13 protein-coding genes are annotated in these 14,626 nt (G+C 49.0%); all 13 read left to right on the forward strand.

Translation table 11 applies throughout. From position 1 onward, the window contains the following. Positions 1 to 15 precede the first annotated feature (15 nt). The 13 genes from EIZ58_RS27665 to EIZ58_RS27725 all read left to right on the forward strand — a co-directional run bounded on the left by EIZ58_RS27665 (position 16) and on the right by EIZ58_RS27725 (position 14,456). A complete protein-coding gene (locus EIZ58_RS27665; protein ID WP_134704217.1) occupies positions 16 to 1,368 on the forward strand; it encodes an aromatic ring-hydroxylating oxygenase subunit alpha in 1,353 nt (450 codons plus the stop codon). Beyond that, a complete protein-coding gene (locus EIZ58_RS27670; protein ID WP_134704218.1) occupies positions 1,368 to 1,868 on the forward strand; it encodes a 3-phenylpropionate/cinnamic acid dioxygenase subunit beta in 501 nt (166 codons plus the stop codon). The genes EIZ58_RS27665 and EIZ58_RS27670 overlap by 1 nt, the downstream gene beginning before the upstream one ends. Positions 1,869 to 2,104: 236 nt before the next feature. After that, positions 2,105 to 2,980 carry a MurR/RpiR family transcriptional regulator gene (locus EIZ58_RS27675; RefSeq protein WP_167578007.1) on the forward strand — a complete coding sequence of 292 codons (876 nt, stop codon included), beginning with the start codon at positions 2,105 to 2,107 and terminating at the stop codon, positions 2,978 to 2,980. Next, entirely contained in the window at positions 2,981 to 4,144 is a 1,164-nt protein-coding gene (locus EIZ58_RS27680) for a M20 peptidase aminoacylase family protein (RefSeq protein WP_134704220.1), read from the forward strand. Next, the gene (locus tag EIZ58_RS27685) at positions 4,119 to 4,934 is read left to right on the forward strand and encodes a GNAT family N-acetyltransferase (RefSeq protein WP_134704221.1); all 816 of its coding nucleotides are present in this window, start codon (positions 4,119 to 4,121) and stop codon (positions 4,932 to 4,934) included. The genes EIZ58_RS27680 and EIZ58_RS27685 overlap by 26 nt, the downstream gene beginning before the upstream one ends. A gap of 21 nt (positions 4,935 to 4,955) precedes the next feature. Then, on the forward strand, positions 4,956 to 6,065 hold the full coding sequence (gene menC / locus EIZ58_RS27690) for an o-succinylbenzoate synthase (protein WP_134704222.1): 1,110 nt from the start codon (positions 4,956 to 4,958) through the stop codon (positions 6,063 to 6,065). 159 nt (positions 6,066 to 6,224) lie between these two features. Next, positions 6,225 to 7,796 carry an ABC transporter substrate-binding protein gene (locus tag EIZ58_RS27695; RefSeq protein ID WP_134704223.1) on the forward strand — a complete coding sequence of 524 codons (1,572 nt, stop codon included), beginning with the start codon at positions 6,225 to 6,227 and terminating at the stop codon, positions 7,794 to 7,796. 96 nt (positions 7,797 to 7,892) lie between these two features. Further along, on the forward strand, positions 7,893 to 8,843 hold the full coding sequence (locus tag EIZ58_RS27700) for an ABC transporter permease (protein ID WP_134704224.1): 951 nt from the start codon (positions 7,893 to 7,895) through the stop codon (positions 8,841 to 8,843). 15 nt (positions 8,844 to 8,858) lie between these two features. Then, positions 8,859 to 9,755 carry an ABC transporter permease gene (locus EIZ58_RS27705; RefSeq protein WP_134704225.1) on the forward strand — a complete coding sequence of 299 codons (897 nt, stop codon included), beginning with the start codon at positions 8,859 to 8,861 and terminating at the stop codon, positions 9,753 to 9,755. Between the two features lie 39 nt (positions 9,756 to 9,794). Continuing rightward, entirely contained in the window at positions 9,795 to 10,793 is a 999-nt protein-coding gene (locus tag EIZ58_RS27710; RefSeq protein WP_134704226.1) for an ABC transporter ATP-binding protein, read from the forward strand. Positions 10,794 to 10,796: 3 nt separating this feature from the next. Then, a complete protein-coding gene (locus EIZ58_RS27715; RefSeq protein ID WP_134704227.1) occupies positions 10,797 to 11,771 on the forward strand; it encodes an ABC transporter ATP-binding protein in 975 nt (324 codons plus the stop codon). A 28-nt stretch (positions 11,772 to 11,799) separates the two neighbouring features. After that, positions 11,800 to 13,290 carry a M81 family metallopeptidase gene (locus tag EIZ58_RS27720; RefSeq protein ID WP_134704228.1) on the forward strand — a complete coding sequence of 497 codons (1,491 nt, stop codon included), beginning with the start codon at positions 11,800 to 11,802 and terminating at the stop codon, positions 13,288 to 13,290. After that, entirely contained in the window at positions 13,287 to 14,456 is a 1,170-nt protein-coding gene (locus tag EIZ58_RS27725; RefSeq protein ID WP_134704229.1) for a M20 metallopeptidase family protein, read from the forward strand. Before EIZ58_RS27720 ends, EIZ58_RS27725 begins: the two co-directional genes overlap by 4 nt. Positions 14,457 to 14,626 lie beyond the last annotated feature (170 nt).

Here is a 14,626-nt window from a genome sequence, read left to right on the forward strand (position 1 = left end):
TAGGAGGTTTAGAATATGAGGAGAAACCAGTTAGATTTGAAAACATTTAAAGTTTTAAAGCAAAAAATGGACGAAGGCTTGCTCCCGCAATGGGTAACAACGGATCCAGAGATTTACGAGCTAGAACAAGAGCAAATCTTTGCTCGTACTTGGCAATTTCTTGCGCATGAAAGTGAGCTGAAAGAGCCAGGAAGCTATGTCACGCGTTGGATGGTAAACGATCCGATCTTGGTGACGAGAAACAACTCAGGGGAAATTAAGGCGTTCCTTAATTCCTGTCCACATCGTGGAGCTCATTTATGTACAGCTGATTATGGAAAAAGGAAAACGTTTACTTGTGCTTATCATGGGTGGAGCTTTAACAATGATGGGAAGCTTATCGGGATTGTGGCTGGAGATAAGGTCTATGGGGAAGGCTTGGCTAAGGATGAGTGGGGCCTGCGACCAATTCCAAGAGTAGGTTCCTATCGAGGTATGATTTTTGGTAATTTGGACCCGAATGCGATGCCTCTTGAAGATTATCTAGGTGATATGAAGTGGTACTTTGATATCTTGCTCGGAAGAAGTGACGGAGGAATGGAAGTAAGGGGAGTTCCTCATCGCTGGGTGGCAAAAGCCAACTGGAAAGCGACAAGTGAAAATTTCGCAGCTGACCCTTATCATGTTCAAACCACGCACCGTTCCACAGTAGAAATGGGAATTAGCCCATCGGATCCCTTGTATGCCGGTTATGGACATCAAGTGGTGATGAGCAATGGGCACGGGATTAATGTCATTACTTCCGCTACGGGACGCTCAAAGCATACATACCAAGGCATGCCAGAATCCATGTGGCCGATGTTTGACAGAAATCTGACCCCTGAACAAGCAGATATTGCCTCCCGTACGACGGTGTTTGTTGGAGGCGTTTTCCCGAATCTCTCCTTTGTCAGTCCGGTACATGGGACAGGGGGGCATCTGCATAATTATTTGAACTTCCGCGTATGGAGACCGCTAGGACCAGATAAGGTCGAAGTATGGTGTTGGTTCATGATTGATAAAGCTGCGCCTGAGGAATATAAGGAAGAAGCATATAGAGGGTATATCGGTTCTTTTGGTCCGTCGGGTACGTTGGAACAGGATGATACCGAGACCTGGGCTCGTATTGTGGAGGCGAATAAAGGCATTATGGCTAGAGATAAAGAGCTAAACTATAACAGCGTCTCCAATTACCTGATGGGATTTGGCAATGTAGATCCGGATCCCCACTTTCCTGGACCTGGAACCGCTTATCCAACCTGCTATATTGATGCTATCTCACGCAGCATGCATGAGCATTGGCTGGAGCTATTAACGAAGGATTTAGTTGATCTAAAGGAGGAAGTCTAATGAATTTCGAGCTTGCTTACCAGATTTCCAACTTTCTTTACCAGGAAGCATATCTATTAGACCATAGGCAATATGAGGAGTGGCTGGATCTTCTTTCCGATGATATCGTTTACAGAATGCCTCTGCGTGTCACGACAGAAGGGAAAGATGGTGCCAATATCAACAATGATATGGCGTACTTTGAAGAATCGAAAGCATCCCTTACCACAAGGGTGAAGAGACTTTATACCTCTTCAGCCTGGGTAGAGAGCCCGCCAACGCGCCAACGGCATTTTGTTAGCAACGTCTTTGTAGAACCAACAGCAGATGCCAATGAATTCAAGGTGCGAAGCTACTTCTTATACAAGCGCAGCAGAGGATCGGATATTAATACGGAAGAGCTATTTGGGGAGCGAGTAGATGTAATTCGAAGAGTAGAGAATGAGTGGAAGATAGTGTCCCGAACCATTTATCCGGATCAAGCGGTACTAGGGGTTATGAACTTGAGTATGTTTTTATAGTTTATGAGTAATGAAGGTATGTCTCGTGATGAGGCATGCCTTTTTCAATATATAAGTGTGGAGCGGATGGACTCCAATACGGTCGGGTGTGACTAATCGCATCCATTTCCAAAAGTAGTTGACTTCGTTTTCAGATTAATATAAACTGTTTTTAAAAAGTAAAAACTTCATAAATTTATTACCTTTGAAGTGTAAACTTCAAATCTCGCACAATGGAAAGGTGACCTATGGATCCAATGCCTAATCTATTGAAAGAACGAATTCGCATGCATTATGCCTCTTTGACTGAGGGACAGAAGCGAGTAGCGGAATATCTATTAAAGAACTCGGATGAATTAGCCATGGAGTCGGCAGCGGAAATCGGAAAAAAAGCGGGGGTCAGTGAAACCACCGTCATCCGTTTCTGTTACGCGCTCGGGTATGAGGGGTTCACCGAAGTGCAAAAAGAGCGTCAGCGCCAATTGGTGATTTCGAAGAGCAGTTTGGATACCTTTGTTGAAAGCAAGCGCATATTGGCGAAAGATCCTCACTTTTATGCCAAGGTGATGGAAAAGGATCGCGAAAATATCGCGATGCTGATGCGAAATATCGATGAAAAGCAATTCGAAGAGGCGATTCGGTTTTTAGAAGAGGCAACCGATGTCTTAGTTGCCGGGTTGCGCGCGTCCTATCCCGCGGCGCTATGGTTAGGCTTTACGCTGAATATCCTGAGAGGGCGGACAAAGACGTATCGACCGGATGCCGATAATATCTTTTTGCTATCCTCGGAGATGGATCCGACCTGGACGGTCGTCGTGCTATCCTTTCACCGATATGCCAAGGAAAGCCTCGAGATCGCCAAAAAAGCTAAGGAAAGAGGAGCGAAGGTGATTGCTATTACGGATTCACTGCTTGCCCCTGTCGCCAGTCATGCGGATGTGGTGCTCCCGCTTGAAATCGAGCAAACCTCAACAATCGACATAACGGCTCCCTTGTTCTCGGTCCTCAACAGCTTGTTGTCCGGGTACTCGTTGAGAAACCTGGACAAGGTGGAACAGCGCATGAAAGTGTACGATACGACAGGGGATACGAATCCTTATTACAGACAAAATGATCAGTCAGGGGAGAAGTGAGTGAAGCAGGTTATTCTACATTTGCAGGACGAAATTTTCGGGATTTTTGATCATTTGCATCAGCATCCGGAATTGAGCTGGGAGGAGCATTCGACGACGGCGTTCCTTCGCAGCCAATTGGAAGGAGAGGGCTATCGCGTTCAAACCTTTGATGACTGCACGGGTGTGGTCGGGGAAAAAGGCGAAGGTCCTTTTACCGTAGCACTGCGTGCGGATATCGATGCCTTATGGCAAGAAGTGAACGGGAAATGGCAGGCGAATCATTCTTGCGGCCATGACGCTCATATGACGATGGCTCTGGGTGTCATCAAAGTTTTGAACCGATTAGGCACTTCCTTTCCGGGAAAAATCAAAGTCATCTTTCAGCCGGCTGAAGAAAAAGGGACAGGAGCGATCAAGATGGTGGAAAAAGGCGTCTTGGATGATGTGGACTTCTTATATGGCGTCCACCTTCGGCCGATTCAGGAGCTGTCCAGCGGGTATTCGGCGCCAGCCATTTTGCATGGGGCCGCTCAATTTTTGCAAGGGGAGATTCGCGGAAGCGCCGCCCATGGGGCCAGACCTCACCTGGGCGTCAATGCGATCGAAGTAGGAGCCAGCCTTCTTCAGGAAATCAGCAAAATTCACACAGATCCCATCGTTCCGTCCTCGATTAAAATGACCCGATTCCAAGCAGGGGATAAAAGCGGAAATATCATTCCGGATTATGCCGAATTTACCCTGGATGTTCGAGCCCAGACGAATCCGGTCATGGATGTGCTGGTGGATAAAGTGGAGAAGATCGCTCAAGGGCTGTCTTTGATCTATGGGGCGGAGATTCAGATCAAGCCCGGGGTTCGTGTCGCTGCGGCAGTTGTCGACGAAGACGCCCGGGGCTTGATGCAACGAGCCATTGAAGCGGTGGTAGGCCAAGACAAGTGTGTTCCCCCTATCGTTACATCCGGGGGAGAAGACTTCCACTTTTATACGGTACTTAAGCCTGAATTGAAGGCGACGATGCTGGGACTCGGCTGTGACCTGCAGCCGGGGCTGCATCATCCTCTGATGTCGTTTAATCGAAGCGATTTGATGACCGGGATTGAAATTTTGGCGACCGTACTTTTGGAGACATGGCATCATGGTCAGGGGAGGACATCAAATGGGCATTTGGCTGAAGAAGCTTGAAACGCTGATGGAGTTCCAACACATGGCGGATTTGGAGCGTCGAGTTTGGGGGATGGATCCGCTTCCGTACCATCAGACCTTGACCGCAGCGAAAAATGGCGGCATTGTCATCGGGGCGTTTGACCAGGACCAGCTGGTCGGTTTTGTCTACAGCTTTCCGGGCTACGCGAACAGGGAAGCGTATCTTTGCTCGCATATGATGGGGATTGATCCGGGGTACCGCAACCAAGGGATCGGCTACCGCTTAAAAATGAAGCAAGCGGAGGAAGCTCAAAAAATGGGGTATAAGAGGATCCGGTGGACCTATGATCCGCTGGAGAGCCGGAATGGGTATTTAAATATCGCCAAGCTGGGGGCCATCTGCTCCGACTATATCGAAAACTGCTATGGCGAAATGAACGATGAGCTGAATAAAGCTCTTCCTTCCGACCGCTTCAATGTGGAATGGTGGATTGACCATCCTCATGCCTTACAGAGGAAGGACAAGCTTTCTGTGCAGGCGGATGGCCTGTTGTTGGACTGGAGCCTTCGGTCCGACGGTCTTCCGCAAGCGATCTGCAAGGAGGTGGATTCTAATCCATCCACCATACTCTTTGTCCCAGTTCCCGAAGGGTTTCAACAGCTGAAGCAAAGGGACAGCGACCTGGCGATCGAATGGCGCTTAAAAACGCGGAAAGTATTTAGGCAGCATTTCGCGGAAGGCTGGGCGGTCGCCCATGTGCTTCGCCAGCCTGAGGAACCGGTGCAGTATTATGTATTGGTGAAGAGAGAAAGTCTAGCTTTAGAATGAGAGAGAAACCGGAGGTAATCTATGAATATTCAGCGCGTCACCTTGCGTCATCTTCAAATGGATTTGAAAGCCCCTTTTACGACCAGCTTTGGAACCTTTAAAACGAAGGATTTTATCCTGATTGAAGCGGTGGATTCAGAAGGCGCAGTGGGTTGGGGAGAATCTGTCGCTTTTCATTCGCCGTGGTATAACGAAGAAACCTTGAAGACCAATTGGCATATGCTGGAGGATTATTTGCTTCCTCTTCTATTTAAGGAACCGATCCAGCATCCTGGAGAAGTCAGCAGCCGTTTTGCCTTCATACGGAAAAACTATATGGCCAAGGCAGCCATTGAAGGGGCTATCTGGGACCTTTATGCGAAGATGTCTGGTGTAACGTTAAGCCAGGTGCTTGGCGGAGAGAAGAAAGAGATTGAAGTGGGAATCAGCATTGGCATTCAACCAACCGTTCAGGATTTATTGAAGCTCATTGAAGAGTATGCGTCTGAAGGCTACCGCCGGATGAAAGTGAAAATTAAGCCGGGCTGGGATGTCGATGTGATCCGGGAAGTTCGACAGCATTTCCCCGACATCGCCTTAATGGCCGATGCCAATTCCGCGTATCGGTTGACTGATTTCGACCGGTTAAAGGCATTGGATGAGTTTGGCTTGACCATGATTGAACAGCCGCTGTCACCGGATGATATTGTCGATCATGCGAAGCTGCAGGCAGAACTTCAGACCCCGATCTGTCTGGATGAGAGTATTCATTCTTATGAAGATGCGAGAAAAGCGATTGAGCTTGGAAGCTGCAAAATCATCAATATTAAAATCGGACGCGTAGGCGGCTTAAGCGAGTCGAAACGGATTCATGATCTTTGCCTGGAACATGGAATCCCTGTCTGGTGCGGCGGCATGCTGGAATCTGGCGTGGGAAGAGCCCATAACATCGCCATTACCACCCTGGACAACTTTATAATGCCGGGAGACACCGCGGCTTCTTCCCGTTATTGGGATCGGGATATCATTGAGCCGGGAGTCACTGTGCATAATGGACTCATCACGGTTCCGGATCAGCCAGGGATCGGATATGAGGTAAACCGCTGCCAAGTGGAAGAATATACGGTGGCGACGAAGACCTACCGTCCATAAAATTGAATACATTCGAATTTCCGATTGTTTTCAGAATAATAACTTGAATGTTTGATTTTGATTCTATATAATCATATCTATCGTGAAGTTTAGGCTTCTTATAAGTATATTTTTGGAAGTTTGAAATTCAAAAAACAATCACGGGGGGAAGAAATAAACATGACAAGAATAATGAAACCGTTCCTTATGACCTTATTCATCGTGTTGCTTTTAGCGGGATGCGGTGGAGGAAGCGAAACCGAAACGGGAGGAGAGCAAACAGAGGCTCCCCAAGCGGGCGGGAAGCTGAATATCGCGATTAATGCGCAGCCTCCAACCTTAGATCCGCATGTCACGACAGCAACGGCTACATCGGAAGTGGGAAGAAACATTTTTGAAACGCTCGTAACCGTCAATGCGGGCTATAAGCCGGTTCCGATGCTGACTGAGAACGTAGAACAGAGCGAAGATGGAAAGACCTTTACCTTTCACCTAAGAAAAGGCGTCAAGTTCCATAACGGAAAAGAAATGAAAGCGGAAGATGTTGTCGCTTCGATGAACAAATGGGTAACGATTTCCACTCGCGGAAAAACGGTATTGAATGGAGCTGCTTTTGAGGCCACAGACGAGTACACCGTGGTGCTTACGATACCAAATCCGGTGGTGGGCGTGTTGGACACGATTGCCGGAGCCGCGCAATTCGCAGCGATTATGCCGAAAGAAATCGTGGAAGCGGCAGGTCCTGAAGGGGTAAAAGAGTATGTGGGGACTGGTCCTTTCCGATTCACAGAGTGGAAGCAAGACCAATATATCCACCTCACCAAGTTTGACGAATACAGCGCACTCGAGACACCGGCGAGTGGATTGGCCGGAAAGAAAGAGGCTCTTGTGGATGAAATCTTCTTCCATATTGTAACGGATGGATCCACTCGACTGGCAGGTGTGCAAACGGGAGAATACGATGGGGCCACTTGGCTTCCGCGCGATAACTATGCGATGCTGCAAAGCTTGCCTAATGTAAAGACTTCGATTGACATCTATGGCGGTCACTACATTTTCTTCAATAAGAAAGAAGGCGTGCTTTCCGATGTTCGCATGAGACAAGCCGTCAATGCCGCCTTGGACATGGATCAAATCATGTTAGGCACGTTCTCCAGTGAAGAGTTTTATCGCTTAGACCATGGGTACATGCTGCAAGAGCAAGTCGATTGGTATAGCGAAGCGGGTAAGGAATTATATAATGAAAAGGATGTAGAAAAGGCAAAGCGCTTGATGCAAGAAGCGGGCTACAATGGGGAAGAGATCCGAATCCTGACGTCACGCGATTATGATCATGTGTATAATGCGTCCGTGGTGGTAAAAGATCAGCTTGAGAAGATTGGCATGAAGGTGAAGTTAGAGGTTCTTGATTGGGCCACCTTGGTAGACAAGCGCTCCAAGCCGGGTGAATATGAAGCGTTTGTTACCGGAATGCCTTTGTTCTCCACTCCAACGCAAATCGTATCGCTTAATCCGAATTTTGCCGGGTGGACCGAGGATCCGAAAATTGCCGAGTTAATGGCTAAGATCAGCGCCACGCCAACGATCGAGGAAGCCAAGCCCCTTTGGGATGAATTGCAGGGCTATTCTTATGAATATTTGCCTATGACAAAATTCGGTGACTTTTACTTGCTGAATGCATTTTCAGACAAAGTGGAAGGGAATAGCTTCCTAGAAGGCCTTATTCTTTGGAATACGACAAAAAATAAATAACCCCGTTACCCTTTCTGCCCATCACCCTCATCAGGATGATGGGCAGAAAACCATCAGCGGTCTTCTAATCGATAAGTCAACAGAGGGGTGTTCATTTTGAAAGGATATGTATTGAAACGGGTTCTTTCTCTTTTTCCTGTTTTATTTCTCGTATCGATTATCGTCTTTATGATTATCCACCTTACGCCCGGAGATCCCGTTTCGGTCATGCTAGGTGAAGAGGCGAGTCAAGAGGATATCGACCGCTTGCGTGAACAGCTAGGATTGAATCTTCCCATCTACCTGCAGTATTTGAATTGGGCGATGGGCATTTTTCAAGGAGACTTCGGCTACTCGTTCTTCATGGATAAGCCCGTCATCCAGGCCATCTTTGAACACTTGGGACCGACTCTATCTTTAGCTATTCTAGCCGAGTTGATGGCGGTCATCATTGCCATTCCTGTGGGGATTCTCGCTGCCACGAGAAGGGGAACCAAGACCGATCAGACCGTGATGGGGCTTTCCCTGTTGGGCATTTCCTTGCCTAGCTTCTTGCTTGGACTGTTTTTGACTCTTGTGTTTGCGGTTCAGCTGCGCTGGCTGCCGGTTGCCGGTTATCAGCCCTTAAGCGAAGGGCTTTGGACGCATTTGAAGTATTTAATCTTGCCATCGATTGCATTAGGCGCCATGCAGGGTGCCTTGATTGCCCGCATGACGCGGGCGTCCATGCTGGAAATCCTGAATGCCAATTTTATTAAAGCCGCTCGCTCCAAAGGGGTGAAGGAATGGGGCGTGACCTATAAGCACGCGCTGCGCAATGCCTTTATTCCGATTCTAACGGTGATCGGCCAGTCTTTTGGGACGCTGATTGCGGGGGCGGCCGTGACGGAGACGATTTTTAACATTCCAGGAATCGGCCAGCTGATTGTCAATAGTGTAGTCCGACGCGACTATTCGGTGATCCAAGGAACGGTCCTGTTTGTTACGCTCGCTTATCTCTTGATTAATTTATTGATTGATTTACTCTATGGGGTCGTTGATCCTCGCGTCAAATTAAGTCGCAAATAGAAAGGGGGCTTCTTTATGGAAGTGATTCACGATACGGTACGTACGAATATCAAACAAGATATGAAAAAAGAGCAACGAAAGCTGATGATTCGCCGTTACTTATCCAATCGGTTGGCGGTCACCGGGAGCATCATCGTGTTCATCCTCGCCTGCCTCGCTATTTTCGCAGATTTCATCGCAGCGACGGATCCCTATCATATGGAAGTAACGGAAAGACTGAAGGGCCCCTCGGCTGAGCATTGGTTCGGTACCGATAATTTTGGGCGAGATTTATTTAGCCGTGTCGTTTATGGAGCCCAGGTTTCGATGGGGGTAGGGTTTGCGGTCGCAGTGATTACGCTGGTACTAGGGTTGGTCATTGGCCTTTACGCCAGTTACTATTCCTTTTTGGATAATGTGTTGATGCGAATCTGCGATGCGTTGATGGCTTTTCCGGCGATCCTGTTAGCGATTGCGATAATGGCGGCCCTAGGGCCAAGGACGGAAAACGTCATTTTATCTCTTAGCATCGTCTTTACCCCCTATGTGGCACGTGTCGTACGATCCGCGGCTCTCGTCGTTCGGGAACAGACCTATATTGAAGCGATTCGCTCCCAAGGGGCCAGTTCGTGGAGAATCATCTGGCTGCATATCGCACCCAATGTTTTATCTCCCTTGATTGTTCAAGTCACGTTTACGTTTGCCGAGGCGATTGTGGTGGAAGCGGCCTTAAGCTTCCTCGGTGCAGGGGTTCCTGCCCCGGATCCAAGCTGGGGGAACATTTTGTACGATGGAAAAGTGGTCATATTCAATGCTTGGTGGATGACGGTTTTCCCTGGTATTTTGATCATTCTCTCTGTATTGGGCCTTAACCTGTTCGGAGATGGCTTGCGAGATGTACTCGATCCCCATACCACTCAAACGAAAAAATAATCTGGATGGCATACATTTCATTTATGGAGGGGGATTCTCTTGGGTCAACCACATCTGTTGGAAATTAACAATTTATTCACGCATTTTAATACGGAACGAGGCAAGGTGACTGCCGTCCATGGCATTACCCTTCATGTGGAAGAGGGAGAGATCCTGGGCATCGTGGGCGAATCTGGATGCGGGAAGAGTGTCACGTCCCAATCGATCCTGCGTTTGTTTGATGAGAAGTACACGGCAGAATATGATGGTGAGATAAAATTTGCAGGGAAGAATCTATTGAAGCTTCCGATGGCCGAGATGCAAAAAATTCGCGGAAACGATATTGCCATGATTTTTCAGGATCCGTTAAGCTCCCTCAATCCCGTTTACACGGTCGGCAATCAAATTGCCGAAGCGCTGCTTTTGCATCAGAACATCAGCAAAAAAGAAGCGTATGAAAAAGCAGCGGAGTTGCTTCGGTTAACCGGCATTCCCTCGCCGGAAAAGCGGGTTCATGAATATCCGCATGAAATATCCGGGGGGATGAGACAAAGGGTGATGATTGCGATGGCTTTAGCTTGCGAGCCGAAGCTGCTGATTGCCGATGAGCCGACGACGGCATTGGACGTGACGATCCAGGCCCAGATTCTGGATCTAATGCTGGACCTGAACCGGAAGCTGAATATGGGCATTATCCTTATCACCCATGACCTTGGAGTGGTAGCTGAAGTATGCACCCGTGTCGCGGTCATGTATTTGGGACAGGTGGTGGAGGAAGCGGATGTCCAAAGTCTTTTTGCCAACCCGCTCCATCCCTATACCAAAGGGCTGATGAAGTCCATTCCCCATTTGGATGGGGACAAATCGGAGGATCTGCATGTGATTCAAGGCGTCGTCCCTTCCTTGTACAACGTACCCAAGGGCTGCCGCTTTGCCCCTCGATGCGCTTATGCCGATGACCAGTGCCTGAAGGAAAATCCGGAGCTTAGGTTGCATGAAGCAAAACAAAAGGTCAGATGTTGGCATTACGACAAAATCGCTCAGCAGGAGGTGATGTAAACCATGTCCGAGCAACGAAAGCCCATTCTAGAAGTAAAGGGCCTCAAAAAGTTTTTTCCTGTAAAGGATTCTCTGGGCCGGACAACAGGCCAAGTCAAAGCGGTCAATGATGTCTCATTTAAGCTCTATGAAGGAGAAACCTTTGGGTTGGTCGGTGAATCCGGCTGCGGAAAAAGCACCACGGGAAGAACGGTCCTACGGCTGATTGATCCGACGGAAGGGACGGCGGAGTTTAAGGGGCAGAACATTTTCGATTTATCAAATAAGGATTTGCGAAAGGTGAGAAAGGATCTGCAGATGGTGTTCCAGGATCCGTATTCTTCCCTGAACCCAAGGATTCGTATCGGGAATGCCTTGGAAGAAACGATGCTGATTCATGGCCTGGGGAACAAGCAAAGCCGTACGAAAATCGCGATGGAGATGCTCAAAAAAGTGGGTTTGCTGGAGGATCACTATTATCGCTTTCCCCACGAGTTTTCAGGCGGCCAAAGGCAGCGGATCGGCATCGCCAGAGCATTGGTTGCCAATCCCCAAGTGATCGTTTGCGACGAGCCGGTCTCCGCGCTCGATGTATCGGTTCAATCCCAGATTATCAACCTGCTCAGGCAGCTGCAGAAGGAATTCAAATTATCGTATCTCTTCATTGCGCATGATCTCAGTGTCGTTCGACATATTTCCGATCGCATCGGGGTGATGTATTTGGGGAATATGGTCGAGGATGCACCGACAGAAAGCTTGTTTGCCGCCCCGCTTCATCCGTATACGAAGGCATTGCTGTCTGCTGTTCCCTTACCCAATCCGAATGCGAAAAAGGAACGAATCGTATTGAAGGGTGACATTCCTTCTCCGTTAAACCCGCCATCGGGCTGTATCTTTCATACCCGATGCCCTTATGTCACAGAGATTTGCCGAACGGCGGTCCCCGTCCGAAAAGAAGTGGCTCCAGAGCATTTTGTCGCTTGTCATTTAGTAGGTTAATAGTCTGATAGAGAAAGGGATGGTTGCAATGAGAATCGCAATAGGCCAAATTGCACATGAAACCAATACGTTTTCCAGCGTGCCCACAACGGTAGAGCTATTTCAAGCCTGGGAGTGGGATCATCACGAAAAGGTTATGCAGCGTCATGAAGGGGTCGAGGATTACCTCGGAGGCATGATTGAAAAAGGCAAGCAATTAGGGGTGGAATTGGTGCCTACGTTTTCCACCTTTACGGGTCCTTCCGGGATGATTACCCAGCAAACCTATGAAGCGCTGAAACAGGAGCTGATCACCCATATTGTTCGTGCCGGCGAGTTGGATGGGATCTGTCTGGCATTGCATGGGGCAGGCGTTGCCGAAGGCGTCGATGATCTGGAAGGAAGTCTATTAAAGGAATTACGCCAAGCCGTCGGATACGAGATTCCGATTGTCGTAACCCTCGATTTGCATGCCAATTTGACGGACTTGATGGTGCAAGAAGCCAGTGCCCTCTTAGGGGTCAATTTCTATCCGCATACCGATTCCTATGATCGAGGGATGGAAGCGATCGAGCTGCTGGTTCAGATCATTCAGGGGCAATTGGACCCAGTCATGCATCTGGTCCAATTGCCTTTGATCATCCCTACGTCTACGACCCTCCAGTCCCCGGCCAAGGATATTAATGAATGCTGCTGGGAGTGGGAAAAGCATCCCGATGTCGTCGACTGTACTTTTTTCCATGGGTTCCCGTACACAGACATACCGGATGTAGGCGTGAGTGTGCTTGCGATCACGAATGGGAAGGCGGAATTGGCTGAAAAAGCAGCGGCGGACGTAGCTCAGAGCATTTGGGAGAAGAGGCTGGAATTCGCTCCGAATCTTCCGGGTCCTACGGAGGGGATTCGCCAAGCCCTGGCTACTGAGGGCCAGCCAATTGTCATCAATGAAACGTCAGATAATCCAGGCGGAGGAACGCCGGGAGACGGTACCTATCTATTGAGAGCCATGATCGAAGAAAACGCCCCGAATACCTGCTTCGGCTTTATCTATGATCCGGAAGTGGCGAAGTTGGCCCATCAGGCGGGTCCAGGCTCCATGATTGATGTGAAATTAGGCGGAAAAACTGACTCCCTGCACGGTGAACCGTTATCGCTGAAGGTTTACGTCAAAAGTGTGACGGATGGCCAATTTATTCAGTCATCTCCAATGTGGCGCGGCATCCAAGTCAATTTGGGATTGTCCGCAAGGCTGCAGGTTGGCCATGTGGATATCATCGTTTGTTCCGTACGATCGCAGACCTTTGATGAGCAGGTTTTCCTGCTCCATGGCATCGATGTCATGGAATATAAAATTGTTGCTCTAAAATCCAGCCAGCACTTCCGTGCGGCGTTTCAGTCCATCGCTCACGAAATTATTTCGGTGGATTCACCGGGCCTCAGCACGTGTAACTTTGCTTCCTTTAACTATACGCGCCTTCGCCGGCCGATCTTCCCATTAGATCCTGTGGTTGAGGTTCGCGGAAAAGGGGTTTTACCATGAAGAAGCTGGATGGTTTATTCTCGAGACTCCTTGAGCTGTATCCAGAGTTGGTGGAGTTTCGCCGGGATCTTCACATGTATCCTGAGCTTTCGTTCCAAGAGGTGGTTACGCCTCAGAAGGTGGCCGACTACTTATTGGCACTGGGGTTGGACGTGAATACGGGAGTGGGAGGAAGAGGGGTTGTAGGCATCTTGACCGGAGGAAAGCCGGGGAAGACGGTGGCGCTTCGAGCTGATTTTGATGCCTTGCCCATCCAGGATGAAAAAGAAGTGCCCTACAAGTCCCGCATTCCTGGCGTGATGCACGCGTGCGGCCATGATATCCACACGGCAGCGCTGTTGGGTGTAGCGAAGGTCTTGAGTGAAGTAAAAGAGGAAGTTCCAGGAAAAGTGGTTTTTATTCATCAGTTTGCGGAGGAGCAGATCCCCGGAGGGGCCCAAGCGATGATTGAAGACGGATGTTTGGATGCGGTGGATGTGATCTACGGAGCCCATGTCTGGGCAGCCGAGCCGCTTGGCACCGTGGGAGTAGGGGAAGGGGCTATGATGGCTGCCGCAGACTCCTTCGAAATCGAGATTCAGGGAAAAGGGGGGCATGGTGCGACCCCGCATCTCACGGTTGATCCGTTAGTCGCGGGCAGCCAATTGGTCCTGAATCTGCAGCACATCGCTAGTCGCCGCGTCAATCCGCTGCACCCAGTCGTGTTGACGGTCGGCACGTTTAGCGCTGGACAGGCGTTTAATGTGATCCCGGACACCGCCAAAATCACGGGAACGGTTCGTACCTTTGATGACAGCGCCCGGGATTTGATTGAAGATTCGATTAAACAAATCACAGCCTCCACCTGTGAAGGGGCAGGGGCCACCGCAAGAGTAGAATACACGAGAGGCTATCCCGCCGTCTGGAACCATCCAGAGGAAACGAAGAAAGTGGAAGAGTTGGCCAAGCTACTCCTGGGTCCCGAGAATGTCAAGCGATTCGAGCCCATGATGGGAGCCGAGGATTTTGCCTACTACCTGCAAAAAATACCGGGAACCTTCTTCTTCGTCGGGGGAGCCAATCCCGAAATCGGTGCGGAGTATCCCCATCATCACCCCAAGTTTGACGTAGACGAACGTTCGATGATCAACTTAGGTAAATTGTTTATCTCGGCGATTTTTGGGTGAGTCACTGTCACTCACCGAGATTTGTAGATATATAGGCATCCCCCATTTTATATTAGCAAAAGGCTATGTTTTCAAAAACATAGCCTTTTTGGCTGTCAAACTTCCCGTACTAGCTTCCACGGAGGTCACTCCAAAATCTTTAAAACGAATTTTAACACTATTTTCACAGT

The organism is Ammoniphilus sp. YIM 78166, from assembly GCF_004522215.1.
Classification (GTDB): Bacteria; Bacillota; Bacilli; order Aneurinibacillales; family RAOX-1; genus YIM-78166.